This window comes from Staphylococcus ureilyticus, assembly GCF_025558845.1.
Classification (GTDB): domain Bacteria; phylum Bacillota; class Bacilli; order Staphylococcales; family Staphylococcaceae; genus Staphylococcus; species Staphylococcus ureilyticus.
The window spans coordinates 2627018-2639719 of the sequence record NZ_CP094825.1 but is presented as its reverse complement, the minus strand read 5'-3'; the positions used below and the strand labels follow the sequence as shown (position 1 = coordinate 2639719).

10 protein-coding genes and 1 other annotated feature are annotated in these 12702 nt (G+C 34.8%); of the genes, 1 reads left to right on the top strand and 9 read right to left on the bottom strand.

The features are described 5' to 3' along the window. Window positions 1-104: 104 nt before the first annotated feature. The 9 genes from MUA21_RS13080 to MUA21_RS13040 all read right to left on the bottom strand — a co-directional run bounded on the left by MUA21_RS13080 (window position 105) and on the right by MUA21_RS13040 (window position 11101). Window positions 105-563, bottom strand: a complete 459-nt coding sequence (locus MUA21_RS13080) for a DUF4188 domain-containing protein (RefSeq protein WP_145381312.1) — start codon at window positions 561-563, stop codon at window positions 105-107. Further along, window positions 556-1026 (bottom strand): DUF3021 domain-containing protein, encoded by a 471-nt coding sequence (locus MUA21_RS13075; protein WP_046207138.1) that lies wholly within the window; start codon window positions 1024-1026, stop codon window positions 556-558. Before MUA21_RS13075 ends, MUA21_RS13080 begins: the two co-directional genes overlap by 8 nt. After that, window positions 1023-1463, bottom strand: a complete 441-nt coding sequence (locus MUA21_RS13070) for a LytTR family DNA-binding domain-containing protein (protein ID WP_052722064.1) — start codon at window positions 1461-1463, stop codon at window positions 1023-1025. The genes MUA21_RS13075 and MUA21_RS13070 overlap by 4 nt, the downstream gene beginning before the upstream one ends. Window positions 1464-1678: 215 nt before the next feature. Next, window positions 1679-3580, bottom strand: coding sequence for a diflavin oxidoreductase (locus tag MUA21_RS13065; protein WP_145381313.1), 1902 nt, complete (start codon window positions 3578-3580; stop codon window positions 1679-1681). 445 nt (window positions 3581-4025) lie between these two features. Next, a complete protein-coding gene (locus MUA21_RS13060) occupies window positions 4026-4766 on the bottom strand; it encodes a cyclase family protein (protein ID WP_262561495.1) in 741 nt (246 codons plus the stop codon). Window positions 4767-4790: 24 nt separating this feature from the next. Then, entirely contained in the window at window positions 4791-7037 is a 2247-nt protein-coding gene (gene metE, locus MUA21_RS13055; protein WP_262562277.1) for a 5-methyltetrahydropteroyltriglutamate--homocysteine S-methyltransferase, read from the bottom strand. After that, window positions 7031-8872: a bifunctional homocysteine S-methyltransferase/methylenetetrahydrofolate reductase gene (locus tag MUA21_RS13050; protein ID WP_107525509.1), complete on the bottom strand. Its 1842-nt coding sequence runs from the start codon at window positions 8870-8872 to the stop codon at window positions 7031-7033. The genes metE and MUA21_RS13050 overlap by 7 nt, the downstream gene beginning before the upstream one ends. Continuing rightward, window positions 8826-10001, bottom strand: a complete 1176-nt coding sequence (gene metC / locus MUA21_RS13045) for a cystathionine beta-lyase MetC (protein WP_262561493.1) — start codon at window positions 9999-10001, stop codon at window positions 8826-8828. The genes MUA21_RS13050 and metC overlap by 47 nt, the downstream gene beginning before the upstream one ends. Further along, window positions 9998-11101 (bottom strand): PLP-dependent transferase, encoded by a 1104-nt coding sequence (locus tag MUA21_RS13040; RefSeq protein WP_107525510.1) that lies wholly within the window; start codon window positions 11099-11101, stop codon window positions 9998-10000. Before MUA21_RS13040 ends, metC begins: the two co-directional genes overlap by 4 nt. A 64-nt stretch (window positions 11102-11165) precedes the next feature. Beyond that, window positions 11166-11540, bottom strand: a binding site (T-box leader). 173 nt (window positions 11541-11713) lie between these two features. Here MUA21_RS13040 and MUA21_RS13035 point away from each other — a divergent pair. Further along, on the top strand, window positions 11714-12547 hold the full coding sequence (locus MUA21_RS13035) for a ParB/RepB/Spo0J family partition protein (protein ID WP_107525511.1): 834 nt from the start codon (window positions 11714-11716) through the stop codon (window positions 12545-12547). The last annotated feature ends 155 nt before the right edge of the window (window positions 12548-12702 follow it).

Below are 12702 nucleotides of genomic sequence, written 5' to 3'. Positions count from 1 at the left end.
AAAAAAATGAAACTTGAAGGGAGCTTTTCTATGCTGAAAACTATTTTAGTATATGTTCATCGCATATAAAGTGATAAGGCAGGATGAGCATTGATAGGTCAGGTTTATGAGTGTAAGCGTTGCTTTGCTGTGTGTGTAGCTTTGGTTACTTTTTCGTTATTACGTGCTTTTCCTAGACCAAAATCGGGCATGTTTATATAAATATTTTCATATTGATTCGCATCGACATTATAAGTCTCATGATAAAAACCTACAGCATCATTTTGCTTAAGTTCTTTCATAAAACGTCGCCATGCTTTTAAATGTACCGGCATTTTTGAATAAGAAAGTAATTTTTCATTGGATTCCCAATATTGAACAATCATCACACCACGATATTTAAATAGCATTTCAAAAGATAAACATCCCAGCGTTTTATCTTTTGATAATTCTCTGAGCATAGGTGGCATAGCTAAGAGTACAGGTAACCATTTATGAATTTTATACCATTTATTTATACGAAGTCCTATTAGAAAAACTGTGACTGAGGCATTGGGTATTACAGTGTATCTCCCTTTATTCATGTTTTTCACCCTTTCTTTTTGAAAGCATAGCGTTAATTTCATTGATATCGTTTTGATTACGTTTCGCTTCTATTGACCAAATGATAAAATAGACAATTGTATAGATAATGATAAAAGATACTAAAGCTGAAACTTTAAGTGGAAACCATCCCGCTAGTATTGCTAAAGGGAGCATGATAACGAACATTAGGGTGAAGTGCACAGATGTTTTAAATAATAATGATTTTCTAGAACTTGAAAATATGAGTGCTCCAAAACTGAATGTAATACCAATTAATGCCCAGATGATAACTGCGATAAACATTGTTTGTAATTCGCTTAAATATTGAAAGTATAAATGACCCATTGTTGAGACAGGGGAGACTGGATGAAATGAAGTATGTGAAAAAACAACTGAAAAAAATAAAGAAATGATAACTCCAATAGCAATACCTGTGATTGCGCCGTGTAATAAGCGTTTCATAATTTTAAAGCCTCCTTGATTAATGGTAAATACCTTCTTGATGAATAAGTGAAATCATTATTAGTAAAACGAATTTCAATTGTGCCATTTTTATTGAGTTTCAAATAATCAATATAATTAATATTTATTATTTCAGATTTAGAGATTTGTAGAAAATAGGTGTTGATTTGAGATTTGATTTCGTATAGTCGCTGATTCATTGTAAATTGTTTGTCTGCGGTAATCATAGTAAGAATTTTATTTTCTATGCGAAAGGAAATAATATCTTCTTGTTTTATAAAGTGTGTTTCCCCTTTATATTTTCCGGGAAATAACTTCGTTTTGGCTAATTTGTTAATATAGTTTACAATGTCATTCACGTGCTCAGTGTGTTCATTGACTTCAATGATTACTTGATTGTTGTCTAAATGCTGATTATATATTACCTTCACATCCATGCTCAGTTCGCCTCCTTCTTATTGATAAGTAAAACAAATAAATGATTTGATTACCATACAAAATAGGTAAGTGGTTGTAATATTATTCTAAATGGCATTTTTAACAGCAATTTAGTATAAAAAAACCACCTCCGTTCGATTATCTGAAAAATAATCGCTGAGGTGGTTGTAGGATTCATATCAATGTAATGATGATGCAGTGATTGGCTCAACTATTAATAAACATCGCGTTGATATCTTTGATTTTTAATTAGTTCTGTTAAATAATCTTCTGCTTGTGATTGATTAAAGTTACCATGCTGAATGAGTACATTGACAAAAGATTGGTGTACTCCTTTTGCCATCTCTTCTTTGTCACCGCAAAGATAAATGGTTGCACCATTTGTTAACCATTGATAAAAATCTTCCCCATTTTCTTCAATTCGGTGTTGAACATAGATTTTATTTTCTGTATCTCTTGAAAATGCTAAATCTAGTTTACTAAGCACGCCTTGGTCAAGCCATGACTCTAAATCATTGCGATATAGGAAATCTGCATCAATATTTTGATTTCCAAATATGAGCCATTGGTTACCTTTCAGTCCTAAATGCGCTCTTTGTTGGAGATAAGCTCTGTAAGGCGCAATGCCAGTACCTGCACCAATCATAATGACTGGTGTTTGTTCATCGTAAGGGAATTTAAAATTAGGATTTTTTTTAAGGTAAACAGGTAATTTATCACCTAATTGTGTACGATCTGCGAGTTGTACAGAACATACGCCATGACGTTCACGATGATGTGCGTCATATTTAACTACGCGTACAGTGATATGGACGGTATGTGGATTTACTTGATTACTGCTAGCAATAGAGTATTCTCTTGGCGGCAATTTTCTCAATAAGTCTTTTAACATATCAGGTGACAGCGCGACAGGTGTAAAATCTTTAATTAAATCAATGAAATCTCTGCCATAAATATAATCTTGTACCCATTCGTTGTTTTGAACATTTGCATTTAGCATAGGATTTCCAAATAATGCAGCTGCATTATTTAATATAGATGGTGTTAATTTAGCAATTTCAAATTCGTTCGTAAGTGCATCCTGTATAGTGGTACTATTACCGCTATTGTCTATGTCTATTGTTGTTGTGCCATCCCAATCCAATGTTTGGATTACTTCTTCTACAAGTTCTGGGTTGTTTTGAGGGATAATTACTAAGCTGTCTCCAGGTTCGTAGGCTTCGCCATACCCTTCTATAGATAATTCAAGATGTCTGACTTCACGGGTAGCAGTTGGTTCAGTTAACACACTATTTTTGATGATTTCAGCATAAAATGGATGTGTTTTTGAATAAGTTGCTTGTGGTTCTTCGACAACGACATCTTCATCTTTAGGTTCATTATTTGAACTACCAGGAGACATTTGAGACAAAAGTTCAAGCATGTCAATAATCCATTGCTCAGATACTTCTTCAAAATCAAAATCACATTCAACGCGATCAGCTAATCGATGACCACCTAAATCACCTAAGATTTTATCGAAATCTTTGCCTGCTTGACAGAAATCAGGATAGTCTTGGTCACCTAATGCGAGCACTGAGAAGTTTAAATGACTTAAATCAGGTGCCTCGTCACTATGCAGGTAGTCATAAAAATCCAACGCATTAATCGGAGGTTCTCCTACACCATGCGTTGAAGTAATGATAAACACATGGTTAACTTTTGATAAATCCTCTTGAGGAAAATCATCCATTTCCCAAGTATGAACTGTAAAATCATGTTCTTTTAATTTTGTTTCAAATTCATCAGCAATTTCTTCAGCATTGCCTGTTTCTGTTCCAAATAAAATGTTTACTTCTATAGGCTCATCCGTAGATATTGTCGAATGCGTCGTATCTTCTGTTGGTACTTCTGAATTAGTTGCGTTAATGGACGATGTTAATTCAGCTGTTGCGTTTGCGTGTTCAGATGTTTCAGGATGATCGGTATATTGCGATGGGTCACCTTCATCTGTAGAAGCATTAAGCAAATAGCCACTTAACCAAGACTGTTGATTTGATGACAGTGTTGGCATAAGTTGTTGTATAAGTTCCAATTGATTTTCATCAAAAGGGGAATTTGATTTATTTAATTCCAAAAAGGTCACCTCGTATTGTATTAAAAATTTATAGTAAAGCATGCACAATAACACGCTATTTATATAATAGAATTTAATTGAAGTATAACATTGATTTTAATTTTTTAAATGATAGAGATTATCATCTATTAAAAATCCAACTTATGACCTATGTATTTATTCCATAAAAGTGGGACGGGATAGAAATCAAAAATTGTATTTGATATCAAATTCCCGCCCCAGTTAAGTTGGTAATATGTTGGTGTCTATAAACAGTTAATGATAATTGTTTGTGTAGCGTTATTTCAAATAGTTACGTATCAACATAATCATATTTTAGAATTTATTGTCTATTTATAAAAGAGATATATGAATATAAGAAGTGCTCAATTTCTTATATATGATAATGGCTAGGTTTTATAAGTTTCATATTATTGAAGCGAAATGGACCTTTTCGCTTATGGTTTTAAGGTTTGATAGCAAAGGCACGTACTGGAAATCCAGGTGCTTTGTTTGGTTTTGGACTGATAGCATAAATAATGGCGCCTCGTGTAGGCAGTTGATCTAAATTTGTTAGTAACTCAAGTTGGTAGGTATCTTGACCTAATACGTAACGTTCACCGACAATATCACCATTTTTGACAACATCTACTGAAGCATCTGTATCAAACGTTTCATGACCGATAGATTGGACTTGTCTATCTTCAAGTAAATATTGTAAGGCATCCAAGCCCCAACCAGGTAAGTGTAGTTGCCCTTCTGCATCTTTATTTTCAAAATGTTCAATATCTGGCCAACGTTTGGACCAATCACTGCGAAACGCAACAAATGTGCCAGGTTCGATTGAACCATGTTCAATTTCCCATTGTTTAATATGATCACGCGTTAAAATAAAGTCAGCATCAGCTGCCGCTTCTTGTGAAAAGTCTAAAACAACTAATGGTAATACGAGTTCTTTTAGATCAATTTCATGAAGATAGCGCGTTTTTTCGACAAAATGTATCGGGGCATCTATGTGCGTCCCATACTGAGTCACAATATTCCAGTTTTGGACATAGAAACCATCGTCGGCAACATTAAATAGTGTAGAAACCTTTGCGCGTTCAAATTCACTAAAACACGGAATTGTTTCATCAAAAGTATGGGTTAAGTCTACCCATGTTGCAGTTTTTAATTGTTCTAACTGTTCCCATAGTGGATATGTCATTGGTATCACCTTCGTCATTAATGATTAAACTGTTGCAGGGTTTGTTGATTTACGTAATTTGTCTACTGAATTTACAAGCACAGTCAATGATTCTCTCACTTCATCTTCTTTACGTGTTTTTAAACCACAATCTGGATTAACCCAGAATAAAGAACGATCAATTTCTTGTAGCGCTCGGTTAATTGCTTCTGTGATTTCTGCTTCAGTAGGGATACGTGGACTGTGGATATCATATACCCCTAATCCAATACCTAAGTCATAAGTAATATCTTCAAAATCTTTAATTAAGTCGCCATGGCTACGAGATGTTTCTATTGAAATAACATCTGCATCTAAATCATAAATAGCATGAATGATTTGGCCAAATTGAGAATAGCACATATGTGTATGAATTTGCGTTTCATCGGCAACAGATGATGTAGCTAATTTAAATGAGTGCACAGCTTTATTAAGGTAATCTTCATGATATTCTGAACGTAATGGTAAACCTTCTCTCAATGCAGGTTCATCAACTTGAATAATTTGGATACCAGCTTTTTCTAAAGCTAAAACTTCTTCATTAATCGCTAATGCAATTTGGTCTTGTACGGTTTCGCGTGACAAGTCTACACGTTCAAATGACCAATTCAAGATAGTCACTGGACCTGTAAGCATACCTTTTACTGGTTTATCCGTTAAACTTTGTGCATAAAGTGTCTCTTTAACTGTTAAAGGCTCTATCCATTTTACATCACCATAAATGATAGGTGGTTTTACCGCACGTGAACCGTATGATTGCACCCACTCATACTTCGTCACTAAGAAGCCTTGTAATTTTTCGCCGAAGAACTCTACCATATCATTTCGTTCAAATTCACCATGGACTAAGACATCTAATCCGATATCTTCTTGGATTTTAATCCAGCGTGCAATTTCATTTTTTAAGAATGTTTTATAATCTTCATCTGTAATTCGATTATTTTTCCAATCTGCACGGAATTTTCTTACTTCTTGCGATTGTGGGAATGATCCAATCGTTGTCGTTGGTAAATCAGGTAAGTTGAGACGTGCATCTTGTGCTTTTTTACGCACTTTAAAAGGTGACTGACGTGTAGTACGCACACTGTCGAAATCATACTCTAGATTTTTAAATGATTGATTTTGGAAGCGCTCATAACGTGCTTTCAATTCATCAAATTTCTGACTGTCATTGTCATTAAATAATCGTCTTAAAGCATCCAATTCATCTAATTTTTCAGTGGCAAAACTCAAACCTTCTGCGATGGATTCGTCTAATGTTTCATCATCTAATGATACTGGTACATGTAACAATGAAGAAGATGGTTGAATGACAAGGTTATTTGTAGCACTTTGTAGTGTGTCGATTAATGATTTTTTAGCTTCAATGTCTGCTGCCCACACATTACGACCATCTATAATACCTGCATAAAGTGTTTTGTTTTTGTCTAGTTCGCCATTTTTAATTTGTTTTAAGTTATAGCCGTTATCATGTACAAAATCTAAACCTAATCCTTTTACAGGTAAGCAGTTGAGGAATTTTAAGTTGACACGTTCAAAATAAGTTTGAATCACAAGGTGATTACTTACGCCTGCTTCGTCAAAATAGTTATAAGCAGTACGTGTAATATCTTCAAATGATGCACTATCATCTTCCACAAGTACAGGTTCATCGATTTGAATGTATTCCGCGCCTGCATCTACTAAAGACTGTAAAACTTCTTTATATAAAGGCAATAATGTATTTACTTTTTCTTCAAATGATTGCGAACCGCCTTTAGAAAGTTTTACGAATGTTATGGGACCCACGATTACTGGGTGCGCATTCACATTAATGGATTGTGCATATTTGAAGCGCTCTAATAATACATTGTCATTTAATTTTGGCTCTACGTTGTCCCATTCAGGTACAATATAATGATAATTTGTGTTGAACCATTTGATCAATGCACTTGCAACATGTTCTTTATTACCTCTGGCAATGTCGAACAATAAATCGTTGTCTAATGCTCTGCCTTGGAAACGTTCTGGAATAATATTGAATAATAATGATGTATCAAGAATATGGTCATAAAGAGAGAAATCTCCGACAGGGACACTCGTTAGATTATAGTTCTTTTGTAGTAATAAATTCTCTTTATGCAAGTCTGTTAATTGTTGATTTAATGTAGGGGCATCTATTTTATTAGCCCAGTAACTTTCTATTGCTTTTTTCCACTCTCTTTTTCTGCCTAATCTTGGGAAACCTAAATTTGATGTTTGAATTGTCATAATATTGCCTCCTGTTTACTTGAAGTAATTGATTGTGAATATGATGCGAGTGCTAAAGTGTAATCGACTTTCTGGAACGGTGTAATTAAATATAAGCCGTTAAAATATTTATGGACGGTATCTATAAGTTCCTTAGAAAGTTTAAGACTTAATGCTTTCGTTTTTTCTTTATCATCTTTAACAGCTTCAAATTGTTCTAAAATCTCTTCGGATAGTTTAATTCCAGGCACTTCGTTGTGTAAAAATAGTGCGTTATTATAGCTAGTGACTGGCATAATGCCAATAAAGAATGGTACGTCTAAATGTTTGGTTGCTTCATATATTTCTTCGATTTTTTCGGTGCTATAGACTGGCTGTGTGATAAAGTAGTGTGTGCCACTCTCTATCTTTTTCTCAGCACGTTTGACTGACCCTTCGAGTTTTCGAACATTTGGATCAAAAGCACCTGCGATGTTGAAGTTCGTTTTCGTCTTCAGCGCATCACCATCTGTGTTAATACCTTCGTTAAAGCGTAATGCAATTTCTGTTAATCCTTTGGAGTTCACATCGTAAACATTAGTTGCGCCGGGTAAATGACCAATTTTTGATGGATCCCCTGTAATGGCTAGTATTTCATTTACATTCAGTAAGGATAGGCCTAATAAATGTGATTGTAGTCCAATGAGGTTACGATCGCGACACGTGATGTGAACGAGCGGTTCAATATTATATTGTTGTTTGATGATACATGCTGCTGCGACATTACTGATACGCACAGTAGCTAAAGAGTTATCTGCTAAGGTCACCGCATCAATATGAGCATCATCAAGTTTTTTGATATTTCTGAAAAATGTTTCTGTATCTAAGTGTTTTGGCGTATCCAATTCTACTATAATAGTGGGACGTGCTTTGACTTTCGTTGTTAAGTTTTGTTGTTGTACATTGCTATGTGAAGGACTATTATATTTTTTAATAGGTATTACATTTTTACTGGATACCGGTTTGAGATTGGCTACAGAGGACTTAATGTATTGAATATGTTCTGGTGTAGTCCCGCAACAACCCCCGATAATCCTAACGCCTTCTTTGATCAACTGCTCTGCCACTTTACCGAAGTATTCGGCATTGTCACTATATTTAAATCGACTATTTTCAATATCTAATAAACTTGCATTGGGATAGCAAGATAAATAGGCATTGTCAGGTAATTCAATATGTGAAAATGATTGTTGCATGTGGTGAGGACCATGGTGACAATTGAGTCCAACGATATCAGCACCATTGTCGACAACGCGTTGTAAAGCTGTATTAATTTCCGTACCATCTCTCAAGTAATTTGTGTTTAATGCTGTTAATTGAGCAATAATAGGAATATGATGTTTGCGTTTTGTAGCTGTAATAATGTTGGTCAGCTCTTCTAAATCATAATAGGTTTCGAAAAGTAAACCGTCGACGCCTTCTTCAACTAAAGTATCTACTTGGATCTCGGTATGATATTGAATGGCTTCTAAACCTAAATCTTCCTGTTTCACACCTCTGAATCCACCAACAGTACCTAATATAAATGTTTCATCATTAGCTGCTCTTTTGGCAATTTGTACCGCTGCTTTGTGTATTTCTTTAACCTTGTGTTCTAAACCAAATACTTTTAATTTTTCAAAATTTGCACCATAAGTATTGGTCTGAATAATATCTGCACCAGATTCAATGTAGGAGCGATGAATCCGTTCTATTTTGTCAGGATGGGTTAAATTATATGCTTCTGGACAAGTATCTAAACCATCAGAATATAGAATGGTTCCCATTGCACCATCAGCGACTAAAATGTTCTGTTTCAGTTTGTTGATGAGTTGACTCATTGAAGGCCTCCTTCAGTGCGTAGTTTAAATCAGCAATTAATTCGTCAGCATTTTCTAAGCCTACACTTAATCTAAATAATCCAAATGTAATATTGCGTGCTTCACGAACTTCTTTTGGTACAGCAGCATGAGACATAGTAGCAGGGTGGGATAAAATCGTCTCAACGCCACCTAAACTGACAGATACAAGTGGTAGCGTGAGCGCATCTACAAAAGCTTGCGCTTTTGATTCATCTTTAAGTCTTAAGCCTAAAACAGCACCACCATGTTTTGCTTGAGATAAATGTAACTTGTCATTTCCTGGGTAATAGACTTCTGCAATTTCTTCGCGCTGCGTTAAGAAATCATAAACTTTTTGTGCATTCTCAACAGATTGATTGAAACGTACAGACAACGTTTTTAAATGCTGTGCTAACGTCCAGCAATCATGTGCAGACAATGCAGTTCCTGTACCGTTTTGCAATAGATAAAGTGCGTCTGCTACTGCTTTATTATTTGTGATAGCAGCGCCAGCAATGATATCACTATGACCACCCAAGAATTTTGTAGCACTATGTACGACGATATCTGCACCTAAAGCTAAAGGTGACTGACCAAGTGGTGTCATAAATGTATTGTCAACAGCGAGTAATAGTTCGTGTTGTTGTGTGATACGAGAGACGCCTTTAATATCAGTGATTTTAAATAATGGATTAGATGGTGTTTCAATATAAACCAGTTTTGTATTTGATTGAATCGCTTCTTCAATTTCTTGTAACTGTGTTGTGTCTACCGTGGTAAATTGAATATTAAAGCGTGTCAAAATTTGTTCTGTTAATCTAAAAGTACCACCATAGACATCATCTGGGAGAATGACATGATCACCTGCATTTAATGTGAGTAGTACAGCTGAAATGGCTGCAATACCTGATGCACAAGCAAATGCGTAATCGCCCCCTTCAAGTGCTGCTAATTTTTCTTCTAACAAAGCACGATTAGGGTTGCCACTTCGCGCATAATCATATTTAGCGTCACCACCTAAAACTTTTTGATGAAATGTCGAAGATGCATATAATGGTGGATTAGCTGAATCGTAATCAACACCTCTTTGTGCATCAAATATTACTTCTGTTTCTTTAGATAAACTCATATAATCACACTTTCTTTAGATTTTTCTAATGCTTGTATAATGTCTTGTTCAATGTCTTCGTAATCTTCAACGCCGATGGATAATCTCAGTAAATGTTCATCAATGCCTCGCTTTTCTTTTTCTTCATCTGGCATGTCAACGTGTGTTTGTGTATAAGGAAATGTGATAAAAGTTTCTGTTCCCCCTAAGCTTTCTGCAAAAATACATACTTTTAAGTTTTCTAAAAATTTATCGGCTTTATAATTTTTATTTAAGCGTAGACTCATCATTCCCGTTCGACCGCAATATAAGACCTGGTCAATGCCTGTTAAGTTACAACATCGTTTGGCTAATAATTGAGCATTATATTCTGAACGGTCCATTCTTAAATGTAATGTTTTTAAACCACGTTGTAGTAAATAGCTATCAAAAGGTGATAAAGTTGCACCAATCATGTTATGAAATTCACCTAATTTTTCAGCTAAATTTTCATCTTTAACCGTCACGACACCAGCAAGTACATCATTATGCCCACCTATGTATTTCGTAGCAGAATGTAGTACAATATCTGCACCATCTTCAAGTGGTGTTGAGAGATATGGTGTTAAAAAAGTGTTGTCTATAATCGTTAGTAAGCGATGTTTTTTGCTTAAAATATAGTATGGGTCAACGTCTACTTCTTGCATTTGTGGATTTGAAATCGTTTCTATAAATAGCGCTTTAGTATTTTTTGTAATGCTTTCTTTAACAGTTTCATAGTTTAAGAAATCAACATATTTGAATTGTACACCGTATTGTTGCTCATAAAAATCAAATAGTCTAAATGTGCCACCATAAAGGTCGAATGAAACGAGTATTTCATCGCCAGCTTTAAATAAATTACATATTAATTGTATGGCTGCCATGCCACTTGCAGTAGCAAATGAAGCAGTACCACGTTCTAACTTGGCAAATGATTCTTCAAAAGCTGAACGTGTTGGGTTTTTAGTTCTTGTATAATCAAAACCCGTCGATGTTCCTAAATGAGGGTGCTGATATGCTGTTGATAAATAAATCGGATTTGCAATCGCTCCTGTTGCATCTTGTGTCAGTGCGATTTGTGATAACTCAGTATTTTTCATAATACAGATAACCTCCTTTAAAAATAAAAAAAGCTTCCGTCCTTTAAACCCGAATCAATCGGATGTAAAGGACGAAAGCTTAGCTCGCGGTACCACCTTTGTTTGTTACTTTATCACTAAAGTAACCTTATCCAGTACGCCAAATTGCATTCATTACTTGTACTGAACGTGCGCTACCGTAATATGATCAAATAAAAAAACTCACTGCCACTGAAAGTGAAATGAGTATTAACGACATATACAACGCTTGGAATAATCCAGTACGCCATTAAGCAAAATGTTAATACTGTATCGCTATAACGGGCGATCCCGTTGACACCTCATATTGGCATCAACACTCAAAGGCCATTTTCAAACTTTCTTTCTGTGTCTCCTTTCAGCAAGTGAAGACTCTCTGTGTCAGCAGTGTAAGTTCTACTTTCCTTATTACTGTGTGTTGCTATTTCAAATTTGTTATCACTTAGATTACACATTAAAATAACTTTTGTCAATAACTTATCTGAAAATTTTGATTTAACCGATAATTTAAAATGATATTTTTCATTGCTGTAGTGATGATATACTATGTTTAACTAAAAAGGTCATTTTTATTTAAGAAAGTAGGTGTAAACGATGAATGATGCTATAGATGAACGACTCAAAGTAGATCACAATGCGCACGTAAAAGAAATAGCACTCAATAGCATTAAACCTAATCCTTATCAACCTAGGAAATCATTTGATCAAGAACGTTTGGAAGATTTGGCTGAGTCGATAAAACTACATGGTATTTTACAGCCTATCGTGTTACGAAAAACAATATCTGGTTATAACATTGTAGTAGGTGAGCGACGTTTTCGAGCATCAAAACTAGCAGGATCAACGACAATACCCGCCATCGTTAAAGTGCTATCTGATGAAGATATGATGGAACTCGCTGTGATTGAAAATCTACAACGCGAAGATTTAAATGCGATTGAGGAAGCAGAAAGTTATCGTAAATTAATGGATGAGTTAGCGCTAACACAGCAAGAAGTGGCACAGCGATTAAGTAAATCTAGACCATATATTGCCAACATGTTGCGTTTACTACAATTGCCTAAGGACATTACTCAAATGGTCAAAGATAACAAACTATCAGGCGCACATGGACGCACGCTATTAGCGATAAAAGATAAGCAAAAGATGAAAAGCATAGCTAAGCAAGCCTACCGGGAGTCTTGGAGTGTACGTACATTAGAACAATATGTAAATGAAAACACTGAAAATAAAAAATCTATTAAAGATAAGGCGTATACAACTAAAAAACCTAAGTTTATACAACAACAAGAGCGACAGCTAAAAGAACAATATGGTTCAGCTGTAACGATATCTAACAAAAATAAAAAAGGTTACATCACTTTTGAATTTAAATCTGAAACTGAGTTCAGAAGATTAATACATCAATTGAACGAGAAATATAATTAAAACAAGAAAATTTACCCATCGTTTTAATTAAGTAATAATAGTAAATAACAAACCTAAAACCACACGCGAACTGATATACCACCAGGTGCATGTGGTTTTTAAGTTTGCAAAAATGAATTATCAATATAATATATTTTATTTTAGATTATATAGTG

What these genes read in the sequence shown, in the direction of transcription:
- MUA21_RS13080 (WP_145381312.1), bottom strand. Translation starts at nt 563, where the DNA reads ATGAATAAAGGGAGATACACTGTAATACCCAATGCCTCAGTCACAGTT.
- MUA21_RS13075 (WP_046207138.1), bottom strand. Translation starts at nt 1,026, where the DNA reads ATGAAACGCTTATTACACGGCGCAATCACAGGTATTGCTATTGGAGTT.
- MUA21_RS13070 (WP_052722064.1), bottom strand. Translation starts at nt 1,463, where the DNA reads ATGGATGTGAAGGTAATATATAATCAGCATTTAGACAACAATCAAGTA.
- MUA21_RS13060 (WP_262561495.1), bottom strand. Translation starts at nt 4,766, where the DNA reads ATGACATATCCACTATGGGAACAGTTAGAACAATTAAAAACTGCAACA.
- MUA21_RS13050 (WP_107525509.1), bottom strand. Translation starts at nt 8,872, where the DNA reads ATGAGTCAACTCATCAACAAACTGAAACAGAACATTTTAGTCGCTGAT.
- metC (WP_262561493.1), bottom strand. Translation starts at nt 10,001, where the DNA reads ATGAGTTTATCTAAAGAAACAGAAGTAATATTTGATGCACAAAGAGGT.
- MUA21_RS13040 (WP_107525510.1), bottom strand. Translation starts at nt 11,101, where the DNA reads ATGAAAAATACTGAGTTATCACAAATCGCACTGACACAAGATGCAACA.
- MUA21_RS13035 (WP_107525511.1), top strand. Translation starts at nt 11,714, where the DNA reads ATGAATGATGCTATAGATGAACGACTCAAAGTAGATCACAATGCGCAC.